Below are 14,468 nucleotides of genomic sequence, written 5' to 3'. Positions count from 1 at the left end.
CAATCCATGTAATGAGTCACGAAAGTTGGAGTAAGAAAATAGTGAATTGGTTAAGTACAATAGCCTGGATATTCAAGGTTGCCAAGAAGCCCACCAGGAGCAATTACATGATTATTCTTAAGCTAGGCTCATTAATAGTAGCAATTTTGGGGGTTTACTCATTCCTATTTAGTGTTGCCCAGCAGTATTTAACGAGTAGCGCCAACTTTAGCCTGCCATATCCACTTAATCTAATTATTATACTTACAATAATCATAATACTGGCCGTAATGCTTATACTGGTATTACTAAGTACGAGAGGTCTTGGCCGTAAATAAAGGCATTAATCCCTCCTGGCTTAGGACCCAGGTTTACTAACTAAAGTACTTTAAAATCAAGGAAATCAGGATCTAATGAACGAAAAAGATAATAGGTGATTTATGTTGCTAAGTCATCATAAGTACTCATAAACATCCATAAATCCGCAGAACGGCTAGGCAAGTTTTATAACCTATTGGACTTAGGGGAAGTTAATGAGCAATACAGAACAGATGAGCTGTAGGGCTTATGCCCTTAGGGCTGTGGGTAATCAGGAGTATAATGTGGCCTTCATGCTCAAGGCTAGGGCTGAGCATAAGGGCCTTGATAAGGTTAGGATTTCCGCAATAGTTGTTCTACCTACACTTAAGGGATTTGTTTTTGTTGAGGGTTCCATGCCGTATGAAATACAGGATCTGGCTACGGGAATTAAGCATTATAGGGGTATGGTTAGAGGCGTCATGAGTATTGATGAAATAGTGAGCAGTTTGGCGAAGCCTGTGGAGATTAATGTTGGTGATGTTGTTGAGATAATTGTTGAGCCGTTTAAGGGTTATAGGGGTAAGGTCGTGGACATTGATAGACAGAGAGGTCAGGTTTACCTGGAGTTACTTGACTCATCAAGCACAATGCCTATTATCGTGAATATTAAGGGTGTTAGGAAAGTTGAAAGTAAGTAATAATAGCAAAAACGTTAAATACCTACATTAGGCGGGTCCTACGATATGGCGAAGAAAGTAGTTAAGATAGCTATTGCGCCGGGTAAGGCAGGCGGTCCTGCGGTTCAGCAATTAAGCCAGTATGGAGTTGATGTGGGTAAGGTTACTGAGGAGATTAATAAAAAGACGAAGATACTCGCTAATTATGGCATTAATAATGTGTTTGTTGAAATTGAGGTAGACGAAGATACAAAGAACTTTGAAGTAAAGCCAGAACTTCCATCACTCGCTGATTTAATAATGAAGGCCGTTGGTAAGGATACAGGGAGTCACCAAGCAGTTAAGGAGTTAATTGGCGATATAAGTATTGAGAAACTTGCCGAGATAGCCTACATAAAGTGGGAGGAGCTAAGGAGTAAGAATTTCAAGAACGCCCTTAAACAAGTGATAAGTGCCTGCAGGAGCATTGGTATAACAATTAACGGTAAGGACCCGAAACAAACCTTGAAGGAACTAGAAACTGGTTCCTTTGATAATATAATATCTAAATATGAGGAACTACTTAAACAGGAAGGTAGGTTATAACATAGGACCTGGTTAATAAGGCCATAGTGAACATCCTTAAAATTTGCCCAGTAAGTAGGGAAAAATGCTTTAATAAGGGGTTTCTTTTACAGTACGCGATTATGAGCTTCAACCTTGATGCAATGGTGAAGGCAGTTACGGAGGCCAAGGCCAAGGCGAAGAGGAGAAGGTTTGAGCAGACGTATGAATTAATAATTAGGTTTAAGGACTTTGATGTGAAGAACCAGGCCAATAAATTTAACATAACTGTTACATTACCTCACCCGCTACAGGGTAAGGAGCCTAAGGTCTGCGTGATGGCCACGGGCGCAATGGTACTGGCGGCTAAGGAGGCTAAGGCCGACGCAATACTCACCAGGGAGGATATCGAGAAATTAGCAGGTAATAAGAAGGAAATTAGGAAGCTGGCCGCTTCCTATGATTATTTCATAGCCACCCCAGACCTAATGGTATTAATCGGTAGAGTCATGGGGCAAATACTTGGTCCTAGAAATAAAATGCCAGAGGTTGTTCAACCCAATGCTGATATTAAGGCCGTGATTGATAGATTAAAGAGGAGCATTAGGATTAGGGTTAAGGATCAACCACAGGTCATGTGTAAGGTTGGCACCGAGAATATGGATCCAAAGCAGGTTGCTGAGAATATAGCGACCGTAATTGATGAAGTATTAAAGAAGGTTAGACCCGAACAACTAGGCTCTGTAAGTGTTAAACTAACCATGGGACCGCCGATAACCTTTTCCCCGTTATCAACTAAGTAAATGTAGAGACCATCAATACGCATTAATAAGCATCACATAATCCATAATCTCCATCTGAAGAAAAATTAATTAAGTGCATGTTTTGAACGGTTTCTTGCTGATATGGCTTCACAACCAGTGTTTAAGCGTACATACGTTAGGACAAAGCCCTACCCAGAGAAGAAGGTTAGGATCGTTGATGAATTAAAGGAGTTATTTAGTAAGTACGAGACCGTGCTCATAATTGATATTCATGAAACATCAAATAGGGTTTTACAAGAGTATAGGTTCTGGCTTAGGAGGAGGGGTGCCAGGGTTATTAAGGCGAAGAACACACTAGTATTAATAGCACTTAGGCAGTTAATGAATGATGTAAGTGAGGATATTGAGAAGTTATTTACGGGAGAGAACCTACTTATCTTTACCAATGAGAATCCATTCGAAATAGCTAGGTGGATTTGGGGGACTGGCGTTAGGAGAGAGGCAATGCCTGGCGATATTGCACCCTTCGATTTAGTAGCTCCGGCTGGTAATACTAACATGAGCCCAGGACCAATAATGAGCAAGTTCGGTAAGTTGAAGATACCGATTAAGGTTCAGGATGGTAAGATCTGGATTGTTAAGGATACTGTGATTGTTAAGAAGGGTGATAAGATCAATGAGGATGCTGCCGAGATCCTGAAGAAATTGAGTATAAGACCAGTATTCGAGACCTTGAAGATAAAGGCAGTAATATTGAGAGGTAAGTATGTAATTACTGCTGATGAACTGAAATTAGACGCGAGGACCTATAGATCCATGATTGAGGATGCTGTTAAGGGCGCATTTAACCTGGCAGTTAATACGGCGTATCCAACACCTGAGGTACTTAGGATATCAATTACGAAGGCCTACATGGAGGCCATGAACCTAGCCATTAATGCTAGGTACATAACTCCAGAGACCGCTCGGTACATATTGATTAAGGCGGCATCAGAAGCTCATGCATTGGCCTCGATAATAGCCCCGAAGGCTCCTGAGTTAGGTCTTCAAGTTACTCAGCAACCTCAACAAGTGAAGACCGAGACCGAACAAGCAAGGGCCGAGAAAAAGACTGAGGAGAAGAAAGAAACTATTGAGGAAGAGAAGAAGGAGGGCCCAAGTGAGGAGGACATTGCCGCTGGCTTTTCAAATCTATTTGGTTAATTAAAGGCAATTTTCCTGTACATAGGATCTTTAAATTACATAGTATATATAGTATGATATAACTTATTAAGCTGTAAGGTATGAATAGTGCATGGTGCGGGTAATTGAGGTAATGAATAATGTATATCAAATAGACCTCGAACCTGGTGGAATCAGTAATTTAGTCTCGGTCTATGCAATAAACACGGGCAGGGGTGTAGTAGTGTTTGAGGGAGGGCCGGCAGTATCCAGTAATGATCTAAAGAATGCCCTAAGGAGTTTGCCGGGTAACGTGACCCACGCATTTATTACTCATGTTCATATTGATCATTATGGCGGTACTGGCATATTGACTGAATTGAACCCGAACATTGAGGTTTATGTACATCCTAGAGGCTCAAAGGTCTTACCAAATCCAGACATTATTTGGGTACCAGCTAGGGATGCCATGGGATGGCTTGGTGAATTATATGGTAAGCCCCTTGAAATACCGGGTAAGAACGCGAGGGAGACCAAGGATGGTGATAGGACCACCATTGGTGATATTACGGTAGAGGTAATACATACACCAGGTCATGCTAGTCACCACCAATCCTTCGTGGTTGAACCCTGGAACATACTCATTGTTGGTGATGCAGCCGGTATTTATGTTAAGGACCTTGATTATATAATACCAACCACAATGGAACCACTTAGGTTTGACCTATATGTTGACAGTATCAAGAAGCTGATTGCAAGGAATCCAGCATACATAGCCTACACTCATCACTTATTGGTTCCCAATGCCACTGACTTATTAAATAGACATCTTAGGCAGGTGGATATTTGGGGTAGGACTGCTGAGGAGGCCGTTAGAGAGAGGTTAAGCGTTAATGACCTTGAAAGAATGCTCTTGGAAAGGGACCAGGATCTTAAGAGGGTTTATGATAGATTAAGGAATATGAGAGCTCATTATCACTTATTCGGTATGGCCATTGATGGTTTGTATAAGTATTTCCGCGATATTGAGTCAAAGCGCAAGTAGCAAGTTGAATTTATGACAGAAACAAAATATAAAAAGAATCTTATTTTTATTTATCGTTAAGTTATGGAGGAATTGAGGACTAGGTTGTTTGATAGGATGGGATTCTATAGGAGACAATGTCCATATTGTAAGCATTACTTTTGGACACTTGATAAGAAGCAAGAGACTTGTGGTGATCAACCATGCACGCCATACCTATTCATAGGCAACCCACCTGGTAAGTTCAGGCCCGAGTCCATTAGGGATGTTAGAGAGAAGTTCCTAAACTTCTTTGAGAAGCATGGACATGCTAGGATCAAGAGATACCCAGTGGTTGCACGATGGAGAACTGATGTTTACTTAGTTGGTGCATCAATATATGATTTTCAACCATGGGTTACCGAGGGAATAGTCCCACCACCAGCAAACCCACTAACGCTCTCTCAGCCAAGTATTAGGTTTACGGATATTGATAAGGTCGGTCGTAGCGGTAGGCACCTAACGGGCTTTGAGATGATGGCTCACCACGCCTTTAACTATCCCGATAAGTACGTTTATTGGATTGATGAGACTGTTGAGTACGCCCATGAATTCTTCACTAAGGAGATTGGCCTTAGGGATGATGAGATTACGTATAAGGAGAACATTTGGGAGGGTGGTGGTAATGCAGGTGAGTGCCTTGAAATACTTGTTGGCGGCTTGGAGGTGGCTACACTCGTTTTCATGCATTACAGGACTGTTAATGGTAAGTATGTGGAAATGCCCATGAAGATCGTGGATACTGGATATGGACTCGAGAGAATTTACTGGTTGCTCACAGGTAAACCCACAGTTTATGATGCGGTCTTTGGGTCATTCATTGAACAATTAAGGAGTAAACTAGGCCTTCCTAGACCCAGTAATGAGATGCTAATGCATATGGCCACTTACTTTGGTCAGCTTGATCCTGAGGTTACGAGCATTGAGAAGGCCTATGAATATATATCGGGGAAGGTTGGGATGAATATTAACGAAATTAAGAATATACTTAAGGCCCAGGAAACTCTCTACATACTTAGTGACCATGGTAGGACACTATCATGGATGATGGCTGATGGGGCCATACCAAGCAATTCAGGCGTTGGTTATCTAGGCAGGCTATTACTCAGGAGGATGCTGAGGAGTATGTATGTTTCAGGTATTGAAATGCCGCTTACGGAAATCATGAATATGGAACTTGAGTTCCTTAAGGGGGATTATCCCGAGGTTTATGAGGAGAGACAGACAATACTCGAGTTAGTGGATCTTGAGGAGAAGAAATTCAAGGAATTACTTAGGCAGGCGCCGAGTATTATTGATAGGGTCATTAAGGATAGGGAGAGGAAAACTGGAAAGAGGGAATTAACCGTAGATGACTTAATAACACTTTACGATTCCCAAGGGCTACCACCAGAGATTGTGCGTGAAGTTTCATCATCAAAGCTTGGATTAAGCATTAGTGTGCCTGATGACTTTTACTCAAGGCTTGCAGCTAAGTATCAGAGACAGATTGGCGAGGAGAAGCCTAAGGTGGATGTAAATCCTGTGGAGGTTCAGGACCTACCACAAACCAGGGAGTTATTCTATGAGAACATGAGACTCTTCCAATTCAATGCAAAGGTCTTAAGGGTAATCAGGGGTAAGTACGTGGTTTTTGACCAGACAGCCTTTTATCCAGAGGGTGGTGGGCAGGTAGCTGATCACGGCGTTATTAGGCATAGTAGAGGCGAGGCGAGGGTGATTGATGTTCAGAGGGTTGGACCTGTCATTGTGCATGCTATTGAGGGTGAACCACCAATGGATGGTGAAAACATTGAGGGTATTGTTGATGCTACCCGTAGGCTTGACCTAATGAGGATGCATACTGCAACACACATACTACTTCAGAGTATTAGGCGTGTCCTTGGTAGGCATATTTGGCAGGCAGGCGCGGAGAAGAACGTACCCTTCAGTAGGCTTGATGTCACCCATTATAAGCTACCTACGAGGGATGAAATTAAGAAGATTGAGGAATTGGCAAATCAAATGGTTGTTGCTAACTACCCAGTCATTATTAGGTGGTTAAGCAGAACTGATGCGGAATCCAAATTTGGTGTGTATATATATCAAGGAGGCGCTGTTCCTGGGGCCAGGTTAAGGATTGTCCAGGTCGGTACTGATAATGACCCATACGATGTTGAGGCATGTGGTGGTATGCATGTAGGTAATACTGGCGAGATAGGTATGATTAAGATCGTTAAGGTTGAGAAGATTCAGGAGGGCGTCGTTAGGTTCATATTCACTACAGGTAGGCATGCCGTTAATTATGCCGATTCACTTGAGGATTCAATAAATGAGATCTCTGAGTTAATTGGCAAGAGTAGAGAGGAGGTTGTTAAGGGCGTTAAGGAATTGCTTAATGATATGGGCAGGATGGAGAGTAGGATCAAGGTATTAACTAGAAAGGCCATTAAGGGTGATATTGCGGAGGCAATGGGTAAGGAGATCATAGTTAATGGTATTGGTCTCACATATATGGAGTACGAGAATGAGGATAAGAATTACATCCAGGAATTCGCCAAGGAGTACCTAGGTAGTAGGCCTAATACCGTGTTATTGGTAATTAATAGGGTTAATAATGGTACTGAGTACATGATTTACTTAGGCTCCGAAGCAGCCAAGCACGTGAACGCCAAGGACCTAATAGCAAAGCTTAATCCAGGTGTTAATGGCAGGGGTGGTGGATCGGTAACTTACGGGCAGGGATTCACCCAGGGCAGGCCATCAATAGATACGTTTGTAAGTATTATTAAGTCATTGTTGTAAGGATTATAGGCTCTTTCTAGTAATTTTTCCGATCTCGTCCCTAAAACACCATGTACCCTCACCAATATCCAATAAAACAATACCCAACTTACTAACTAATTTATCGCTTAGTAATGCCTCGTCCGCACGCTCACTAATTACTACATGAGCCATGACGCCACCAACCTCCCTATCATTTTCAAGAATCCATACCTGAACTGCATTAGGCACCAGTATTAACCTGGTTACTGAGCCATCGGCTAATACGTAATTTCTAATCTCTGAACCACTAGGTAACTTTGGTAATAAGTCTAGGTCCTCAGCAATACTCCTAGGGATCAGGATCTCTGGTTCCTGGGTTTCATACCCAGTAGTCACTAATGCCTTAGTTACTGTGGTCTTCCCCATCACCGATGATAACTTAATCCTTACCCTAATAGCCATTCATGATTACTACCTAACCCAATTATTATGCCTTTCTTAAGAAGCACTGCGAAATGTTAGTAAGGTTTTTAATTTAATTCAATCATTGATAAGGGATTATGTCGAGCAGTATAAACGTAAATAGGATGCTATTAATAGCCGTCGTAGTACTTGCAGTGGCGCTTATTGGTGTGTTAGTTTACTTCCTTGCACTTAAAACACCAACAAAAACAAATACGCCACAACCCCCAACAAGCTCATCCTCGACATCAACACAAGCATCTTTAATCACAGCAGCGTTTGAGAGAGGCGTTGAGAATTGGCTTGGACTGGTGTGTATTTATAATAAGTATGGTGAGAACGCCACATTAAATGCGCTGAATAATATGTATTCCATAGCGTATAATTACATATATGAGTATGAACAGAACAGTAACACCACCTACCTATTAGTATACCCTATTGCTCAGTACCAATACCTAGCAAGTAATTACGCTGAATGTGCCGTAAGCGAGAGCGACCAGAACCTAGTTAATACGGTCACTGGCGCATTAAACAATATTAATACTATAGCCATAACACTAAACATACCTAGTAATTTATTGGGTACACCATTATTCATAGTCTTTGATAAGGCAAATAATATAACCTACATATTAGCTGGCGCGTCACCTTATGTATTCTATGCAATTAACTATGCAAATGAGGGTAATATAACAGTAATAACCTATCAAGGTCAGGAGCTTGGTTATGGATTTAAAGCCAACTCAACCCAGGTATCCTTCATAGGTGAATTAGCCTCCTCCGGTTTAAGAATTGGTAATTCAAGTGCTAACATTACGATCATCGAACTACTAGATCCACTGTGCCCGTACTGCGCAATCTTCCAGGCAATGTATGGTAGATCCCTCGAAACAATGATCAATAGTGGCTACGTGTACTACGTGATTCAGTACTTCCCAACACACGTACTTGGTTATGGATGCTCATCACCAACAATAGCATCAATGCTAGGTCCATATTGCGGTTAATAATGCCAAAATTGTTTTAAATGTACCTATTGTATTAAAATATCGTGGGTATAAATCCAAGAGAAGTAAAGAAATTACTTAAGCGATTAGGTATTCAGGACTTGAACCTCGAGGAGGTGAATAATGTTACTAAGGTGGTTATTTATCTCGGTGACGGCTCAACAATAGAGATTAATAGGCCAACGGTGGCCAAAATGAAAATACAGGGAATGTCAATATACCAAATACAGGCCAGTGATTCAGAGACTAGGGTGGTGAAACCACAATCAACGATTCCACAGCCAAGGCAATCACTAATAATGCAACAACCACAACAATCCATAACCACAAAGACTCCACAGCATTATGAACCTGGCGAGGATGACATTAAACTCGTCATGGAGGAGACCGGCTGCACAAGAGAGGAGGCGATCAAGGTGTTAAAGGAGACGAATGGCGACATTGCGGAGGCCATAGTTAGGATACAGAGCAACCAAAGGAGGAGCTCAACATGATTGCACTCCCCTCTAGGGAGTTAGAATTAAAATGCCGTAGAAGACACGAACCTAATGAAAAAACACAGAAAATTGCTTTTCAGGCTAGCTCTAATAGTACTCATACTTATAGTTCTCAGTGAAATAACGCTGATCGCAGTTAACTCACAAAACCTAGCCGGTTATGAAGTACCGATTTTCGCAGATGTAAACTCAACATCGAACTACTTACTCCTGGTACTAATGGCAAGGAATGCATTCATTAAAATCTCAATAGTGATAACGAATCCATCAAACACGTCAATAGCCATATATTTACCCAATGAAACCACGATGATTCTAAATCCTGGCGATTCCGCGGAATTAACGAACCTATTTCCACCAAGTGCTTACTTCGCATATTCATGTGAAGAATACACTACTTTACTAGGCGTTAATGGTACTGTAACTATTGGTTACACATACATAAGCGGTAAAACAAATCCGGTAATCATACGCTATGTATACACCCCGACATATGTGCATGATGTGCAAGATATTATTAAGAGCTTATCATGTGCACGTGGTTATTACATTATTATATCAACGAGCAATGGTAAACCAGCCTCATTCATCATAGATATTAAGTACGTGGTGATGTTAGTATGAGCATTGAGGAGGCCAGGGCTAAGTTAATGGCCTTGAGGGATGCATTGATACGTATTGACGGCATAAATAACGTCCTGAACACATTACCAAGGCTCTTGCTTGAGACTTTATTAATCATAGGCGTTGTATTCGGTATTTACATTCTATTTTCCCTCTGGTACTTGGTCGCAATGCCCGTTAGATTAGCGTTCCTCTCGTCAGTTGGCGGCTTACTATCGATAGCATTACTCATTGCAATACCCGCCAATGCTTATTTAAGTATCGAGAGACTAAGCAAGGTCGCAGACCGTTATGACAATTGGCCTGAGTTGATTAATCGAGGTATCTCTGGTATCCTTGAGATACTATCAACACTTGACTTCACGGATATTGAGTATAGGATAAACAGGGCCAGGGCCGGTTACGTACTATTTATAGTCGTTAAATTACTGGCCTTAGCCTTTCTTCTTCTCTTAATTGCCCTATTCGTCATGTTTTGGATCACGGTATTTCTCGGTTATGCCGAACCACCCATGTGGCTTTCTGCAACCATCGTCATAGTCATTACCATCACCATTACATTAGCCCTCGAGTGGGATAGCTTGGTCAATGATGTTAAGAGACTGTGGTCCCTCGGTGGCTTAATTATTGAGCTTAGGTGGCTTTACCATGAGCTCCAGGGAATTCAGACCTGACCTATACGTATTAGCACGGATCATCGAGGCCCTGGTTAATAATGTACCTATGAAGAGGACTAGGTTAGCCACGGCCTGTGGCTTATCGTATGATAAATTAGAAAGATACCTTAATTGGATGATTGAGAAGAACCTTGTTCTCGTTGATGGTGATGGCTTCGTCAGGCTTACAAGGGATGGTGAGAGGTCGTATGAGGAGTTGGTCCTGTGGATTAAGAGGTATGTTGGTTCATTGAGGATTGGCAAGATTTAGGGGCGTAGTGTTTAAATACCCATGCCTCCCCAGTAATTCGACGTCGCTATGCCGCTTAGGCCTGGACGCTGCTATAGGAGGTTGAAGAGGCCATACACGAGGACTGAGTACATAGCCGGTGCTCCATACGTTCAAATACCTAGGTTTGAGCTTGGTAATACTAAGCCTAAGGAGAGGGCTAGGTTTGATTACGTGGTTGAGTTAGTGACTGAGGAGGCAGGTCAGATAAGGGCTAATGCCCTTGAGGCTGCTAGGCAGATGGCGTATAAGTACTTGTCTAAGTACGTCACTGACCCAAACTTCTACCTTAAGATAAATGTTTACCCATTTAATGTAATTAGGGAGAATAAGATGCTTGCTATGGCTGGTGCAGACCGTCTTCAGCAGGGTATGAGGTTGTCCTTTGGTGTTCCATCTGGAAGGGCTGCGAGAATTCTTAAGCCTGGCATGACGATAATACATGTGGAAATTGAGGGTAAGAACCTTGCGCATGCCAAGGAGGCCCTTAGGAGGGCTGCGTCTAAATTACCGTTACCAACCAGGATAGTTATTTTCCCCAAGCAGCCACGGCAGGTTAAGGCCAGTGCATAGTCATAAGCCTTGAGACACAAGGGTTAAAAGGCGCTAATTATCGGTGGATTTAGAGTAGGTGAATTGCTAATATGAGTAATGGCTTGGATGCTAAGCAGCTGTATAAGAGCCGTATTGAGGCGGCTACGGAAATCTGGAGCAAGATAATGAGGAATGAGGTAAGTACTAGGAACCAGCTTGAGGAGTTGGTGTACATTGTTTATAAGCAAAAGGGTATTGAGCCATTTAGGGGTTTAAGTAAGGTTAGAATTTACGATAAGGAAATAGCGACAATATACATAGTTGGCAAGTATGGCCTTGGCATTATGGATGGCGAATTAGCAAATGCGCTTAAAGGTATCTTTAATGTGGAGATAGTGTGTGATGATATATATAACTTCCTTAAGGGAAGAAGTTTCCAGTTAAGTAATGATAATGAGATTGAACAATTGAAAAAGATGCTTGATAATGAAGTACTAGGTCCCAAGATTGAGGAAAGAGGATTTAGGTTGATGAGGTACATATTTACTGGGACTATAATGAGGTTTTTCCCCGAAGATGACCTCATAGGTACATACAAGGCATTAAGTACAGCATTTCCTGACCTAGCAACTACATTTATTAGGTATATTAAGTTCTATGTGGCGTTTAGGGTTGCTGAGGATATTGCATTGGGTAATATTAAGAAGGTTGAGGAGAAAAAGATAATGAAGTACGCACACTGCTTAAGGCTTAATCTAACTAAATGCGCACCGCATGATAAGTTAATTAGGGAAATAGCACTCAGGGTGTATAGAGTGCCCAGGAAGGTCCTTGATAGATTATTCCCGAATGAGGATCAGAGGTCATTCATACCAAAGGCCCAGTAGGGCTTTCCCTTAAAAATCAAACATATTTTATTCCTTAATAACCTTAAATATTGAACTCCAAATACCGCCCTGTTCAACAACCCTCTCATCCACTATCCTAAACCCATACTTATTAACTAACCTCCTCACCAATGACTTCCTAACCGTAATAAGAACAAAACCTGAACCTGCCTTGAGTAATTCACTTAATGACTTAAACAATGAATTGTAGAAATTCGTTATTCCCTCCAATGGCTCCACACGAATTCCAAATGGCGGATTAAACACTGCATGATCACACACATAACTCCTAATGGCTGGTCTTGTGGAATCCATAACCACAAAATCTACTGATGAATCTACGCCAGCCTCCCTAGCATTCATGACTGCACCATTTACATAGCCATAATCAATATCGACACAGAGAAAACTTACATCTCTCCTCATTAATGCGCCCTCAATCACTATTGTACCACTTCCACAGGTTATGTCACATACTCTTGATGAAGGTTCAGGGGCAAGTATCCTAAGCATGGCGTTAGCCAGTATTGGATTTATTGATGCAGGGTGATTAAACCTCCTATATGACCTGCTTTTAAGTGGTTCACGGGTTATTGATAGGCCGAGCACGCACTTGTCCTGGTCAATAATGAGCCTAAGTACGAGGTCTGCATTATCAAGGTTAAAAAACGGCCTAAGGTACCTAGATGCCAGGAACTCTGAAATTCTCTCGCCAAGTAATGCGGCTGCATCTGGACTTTTGAAGTTATGATCCCCTGACCTATCCGCAAGTATACTAATTGTAGTATTTGGAGTAAGGTAGTTGAGGATATCGCTAAAGTTTAATTGCCAAATACAATCTCTTAAACTCTTTATATCCTTACCAACAAACCCCATGCTAAGGACCATTATAACATGCTCAACGGTACTCAACCTCTTCAACTCATTAATCGTTACATCATTAATATTCGCTATTACCTTACCCGTAACATTCGAACCCCCAAAAACCTCGGCATTAAGTACCCTATTGCCAAAGCGTTCTCTGACTTCGTTAATCACAATATCCTCAATACCAGGCACTGTCGTGAATAATACTATCATTTATAAATAATGATGACCTTGTTAAAAAGCTTTTTGTAATTTACAATAAATGCATTATTGCTGGATTAATCGTTATTACCCTAAGCGTCATTAGCAACTGCACTATGCCTGAGACAATAAGCACAATTAATGCTGGTACTGGTATTGTATATAATAATAACTTTATTGAAACAGCTATATACTTAATTAAATGATACTTTGCATAATATTGAATTCTCGGTTTAATACCCATTAATAATTGATAGATTGTAATAACGGTTATTAATGATAATTCTATTGAAATAATATTACCAGCTATTGGACTTACGCCTGATAATGCGGTAAACGTGAAATAACCAATAATGGAACCAATAATTAAAGATACTATGTACTTAAGCACGGAGTAATTACTTAATCTAAACACTAATAATATATAGTTAATTAATTCATTGATACCTAGTTTACTTGTACCGTAAAACCTATTCCTAAATACATACGGTACCTCAACAACACTAAGTGAATCACCGTACCTAGCATGCATTAACGTCAGTAACTCAAGAATCAATTTATACCCAGATGAACCGCTAAGTCGATTAATCACGTCCTCCAGTTTATTTGCATTTACCGCGAAAAACCCACTCACTGGATCTCTAATGTTGCGGGTCCAGGGCATTAACAACCTAGCCATATACGTGGCTCCCTTACTAATGACCAACCTCTTCAATGACCAACCAACAATACCACCACCCCTAACATACCTACTGGCTATTGCCAAATCCATGCCATCCCTAAGCACGGCATTAACAAGGTTTGGAACCACATCAGGCGGATGCTGCAAGTCAGCATCCATAACAACAATAGACCTAGCACCCTTCTCTAGGCACGCCCTCATACCAGCCTTAATAGCGCCACCCAGACCGAGCCTAATGCCCCTCTCGATTAGTTCAGCCCTATTCGTCACCTTGGCGAATTCCGTTACAACGTCTTGAGTACCATCAGTGCTACCGTCATCCACAACCACCACAAACCAATCATAATCAACTAAGTAATTCCTTAGCATTGGCAGTAGTATCCTCAGGTTATCGACCTCGTTTATTGTCGGCAACACAATGCATGTATCCACGTAATACAAGATAAGGCTAAGGAAATAAGTATTACTTTAACAGAGAAGGACTGACTGAGAGGAATTAACGTTAGGCCTAAATAAAATATTTATTA

General features: G+C 41.4%; 17 protein-coding genes. 14 read left to right on the top strand and 3 right to left on the bottom strand.

Annotation, left to right across the window (positions count from 1 at the left end):
• Positions 1 to 11: 11 nt before the first annotated feature.
• The 7 genes from VMUT_RS04695 to alaS all read left to right on the top strand — a co-directional run bounded on the left by VMUT_RS04695 (position 12) and on the right by alaS (position 7,271).
• Positions 12 to 317 (top strand): hypothetical protein, encoded by a 306-nt coding sequence (locus tag VMUT_RS04695; RefSeq protein ID WP_048056871.1) that lies wholly within the window; start codon positions 12 to 14, stop codon positions 315 to 317.
• A gap of 195 nt (positions 318 to 512) precedes the next feature.
• On the top strand, positions 513 to 977 hold the full coding sequence (locus VMUT_RS04690; protein ID WP_052298500.1) for a transcription elongation factor Spt5: 465 nt from the start codon (positions 513 to 515) through the stop codon (positions 975 to 977).
• Between the two features lie 45 nt (positions 978 to 1,022).
• A complete protein-coding gene (locus tag VMUT_RS04685) occupies positions 1,023 to 1,541 on the top strand; it encodes a 50S ribosomal protein L11 (RefSeq protein WP_013604279.1) in 519 nt (172 codons plus the stop codon).
• Positions 1,542 to 1,642: 101 nt separating this feature from the next.
• Positions 1,643 to 2,302 carry a 50S ribosomal protein L1 gene (locus VMUT_RS04680; RefSeq protein WP_013604278.1) on the top strand — a complete coding sequence of 220 codons (660 nt, stop codon included), beginning with the start codon at positions 1,643 to 1,645 and terminating at the stop codon, positions 2,300 to 2,302.
• Positions 2,303 to 2,404: 102 nt separating this feature from the next.
• Positions 2,405 to 3,466: a 50S ribosomal protein L10 gene (locus VMUT_RS04675; RefSeq protein WP_013604277.1), complete on the top strand. Its 1,062-nt coding sequence runs from the start codon at positions 2,405 to 2,407 to the stop codon at positions 3,464 to 3,466.
• Between the two features lie 91 nt (positions 3,467 to 3,557).
• Positions 3,558 to 4,469 (top strand): MBL fold metallo-hydrolase, encoded by a 912-nt coding sequence (locus VMUT_RS04670; protein WP_013604276.1) that lies wholly within the window; start codon positions 3,558 to 3,560, stop codon positions 4,467 to 4,469.
• 63 nt (positions 4,470 to 4,532) lie between these two features.
• Positions 4,533 to 7,271, top strand: a complete 2,739-nt coding sequence (gene alaS, locus VMUT_RS04665) for an alanine--tRNA ligase (protein WP_013604275.1) — start codon at positions 4,533 to 4,535, stop codon at positions 7,269 to 7,271.
• A gap of 3 nt (positions 7,272 to 7,274) precedes the next feature.
• On the opposite strand, the gene VMUT_RS04660 is transcribed toward alaS, so the two are convergent.
• Entirely contained in the window at positions 7,275 to 7,694 is a 420-nt protein-coding gene (locus VMUT_RS04660; RefSeq protein WP_013604274.1) for a pepsin/retropepsin-like aspartic protease family protein, read from the bottom strand.
• 98 nt (positions 7,695 to 7,792) lie between these two features.
• Here VMUT_RS04660 and VMUT_RS04655 point away from each other — a divergent pair, with 98 nt between their 5' ends.
• The 7 genes from VMUT_RS04655 to VMUT_RS04625 all read left to right on the top strand — a co-directional run bounded on the left by VMUT_RS04655 (position 7,793) and on the right by VMUT_RS04625 (position 12,191).
• Complete coding sequence (locus VMUT_RS04655; RefSeq protein WP_148224662.1) at positions 7,793 to 8,704, top strand: thioredoxin domain-containing protein; 912 nt, start codon at positions 7,793 to 7,795, stop codon at positions 8,702 to 8,704.
• A 44-nt stretch (positions 8,705 to 8,748) separates the two neighbouring features.
• Positions 8,749 to 9,198 carry a nascent polypeptide-associated complex protein gene (locus VMUT_RS04650; protein WP_013604272.1) on the top strand — a complete coding sequence of 150 codons (450 nt, stop codon included), beginning with the start codon at positions 8,749 to 8,751 and terminating at the stop codon, positions 9,196 to 9,198.
• Between the two features lie 54 nt (positions 9,199 to 9,252).
• Positions 9,253 to 9,825: a hypothetical protein gene (locus VMUT_RS04645; RefSeq protein WP_048056870.1), complete on the top strand. Its 573-nt coding sequence runs from the start codon at positions 9,253 to 9,255 to the stop codon at positions 9,823 to 9,825.
• On the top strand, positions 9,822 to 10,499 hold the full coding sequence (locus tag VMUT_RS04640) for a hypothetical protein (RefSeq protein WP_013604270.1): 678 nt from the start codon (positions 9,822 to 9,824) through the stop codon (positions 10,497 to 10,499). Before VMUT_RS04645 ends, VMUT_RS04640 begins: the two co-directional genes overlap by 4 nt.
• Positions 10,474 to 10,752: a winged helix-turn-helix domain-containing protein gene (locus VMUT_RS04635; protein ID WP_048056869.1), complete on the top strand. Its 279-nt coding sequence runs from the start codon at positions 10,474 to 10,476 to the stop codon at positions 10,750 to 10,752. The genes VMUT_RS04640 and VMUT_RS04635 overlap by 26 nt, the downstream gene beginning before the upstream one ends.
• Positions 10,753 to 10,800: 48 nt before the next feature.
• The gene (locus tag VMUT_RS04630) at positions 10,801 to 11,343 is read left to right on the top strand and encodes a 50S ribosomal protein L16 (RefSeq protein WP_013604268.1); all 543 of its coding nucleotides are present in this window, start codon (positions 10,801 to 10,803) and stop codon (positions 11,341 to 11,343) included.
• Between the two features lie 71 nt (positions 11,344 to 11,414).
• Positions 11,415 to 12,191 (top strand): DUF2192 domain-containing protein, encoded by a 777-nt coding sequence (locus VMUT_RS04625; RefSeq protein ID WP_013604267.1) that lies wholly within the window; start codon positions 11,415 to 11,417, stop codon positions 12,189 to 12,191.
• A gap of 27 nt (positions 12,192 to 12,218) precedes the next feature.
• Here VMUT_RS04625 and VMUT_RS04620 read toward each other — a convergent pair whose 3' ends face one another.
• Both VMUT_RS04620 and VMUT_RS04615 read right to left on the bottom strand, forming a co-directional pair.
• The gene (locus VMUT_RS04620; RefSeq protein ID WP_013604266.1) at positions 12,219 to 13,271 is read right to left on the bottom strand and encodes a methyltransferase; all 1,053 of its coding nucleotides are present in this window, start codon (positions 13,269 to 13,271) and stop codon (positions 12,219 to 12,221) included.
• Between the two features lie 40 nt (positions 13,272 to 13,311).
• Positions 13,312 to 14,373, bottom strand: a complete 1,062-nt coding sequence (locus VMUT_RS04615) for a polyprenol monophosphomannose synthase (RefSeq protein ID WP_158304782.1) — start codon at positions 14,371 to 14,373, stop codon at positions 13,312 to 13,314.
• Between the last annotated feature and the right edge of the window lie 95 nt (positions 14,374 to 14,468).

It is taken from the genome of Vulcanisaeta moutnovskia 768-28 (genome assembly GCF_000190315.1).
Taxonomy (GTDB): Archaea; Thermoproteota; Thermoprotei; order Thermoproteales; family Thermocladiaceae; genus Vulcanisaeta; species Vulcanisaeta moutnovskia.
The sequence above is the reverse complement of the archived record's forward strand: the minus strand, read 5'-3'. Positions and strand labels throughout refer to the sequence as shown.

Excerpts from the sequence above, each read along its gene's own strand:
- VMUT_RS04695 (WP_048056871.1), top strand. The coding sequence starts at position 12 with ATGAGTCACGAAAGTTGGAGTAAGAAAATAGTGAATTGGTTAAGTACA.
- VMUT_RS04690 (WP_052298500.1), top strand. The coding sequence starts at position 513 with ATGAGCAATACAGAACAGATGAGCTGTAGGGCTTATGCCCTTAGGGCT.
- VMUT_RS04685 (WP_013604279.1), top strand. The coding sequence starts at position 1,023 with ATGGCGAAGAAAGTAGTTAAGATAGCTATTGCGCCGGGTAAGGCAGGC.
- VMUT_RS04680 (WP_013604278.1), top strand. The coding sequence starts at position 1,643 with ATGAGCTTCAACCTTGATGCAATGGTGAAGGCAGTTACGGAGGCCAAG.
- VMUT_RS04675 (WP_013604277.1), top strand. The coding sequence starts at position 2,405 with ATGGCTTCACAACCAGTGTTTAAGCGTACATACGTTAGGACAAAGCCC.
- VMUT_RS04670 (WP_013604276.1), top strand. The coding sequence starts at position 3,558 with ATGGTGCGGGTAATTGAGGTAATGAATAATGTATATCAAATAGACCTC.
- alaS (WP_013604275.1), top strand. The coding sequence starts at position 4,533 with ATGGAGGAATTGAGGACTAGGTTGTTTGATAGGATGGGATTCTATAGG.
- VMUT_RS04660 (WP_013604274.1), bottom strand. The coding sequence starts at position 7,694 with ATGGCTATTAGGGTAAGGATTAAGTTATCATCGGTGATGGGGAAGACC.
- VMUT_RS04655 (WP_148224662.1), top strand. The coding sequence starts at position 7,793 with ATGTCGAGCAGTATAAACGTAAATAGGATGCTATTAATAGCCGTCGTA.
- VMUT_RS04645 (WP_048056870.1), top strand. The coding sequence starts at position 9,253 with ATGAAAAAACACAGAAAATTGCTTTTCAGGCTAGCTCTAATAGTACTC.
- VMUT_RS04640 (WP_013604270.1), top strand. The coding sequence starts at position 9,822 with ATGAGCATTGAGGAGGCCAGGGCTAAGTTAATGGCCTTGAGGGATGCA.
- VMUT_RS04635 (WP_048056869.1), top strand. The coding sequence starts at position 10,474 with ATGAGCTCCAGGGAATTCAGACCTGACCTATACGTATTAGCACGGATC.
- VMUT_RS04630 (WP_013604268.1), top strand. The coding sequence starts at position 10,801 with ATGCCGCTTAGGCCTGGACGCTGCTATAGGAGGTTGAAGAGGCCATAC.
- VMUT_RS04625 (WP_013604267.1), top strand. The coding sequence starts at position 11,415 with ATGAGTAATGGCTTGGATGCTAAGCAGCTGTATAAGAGCCGTATTGAG.
- VMUT_RS04620 (WP_013604266.1), bottom strand. The coding sequence starts at position 13,271 with ATGATAGTATTATTCACGACAGTGCCTGGTATTGAGGATATTGTGATT.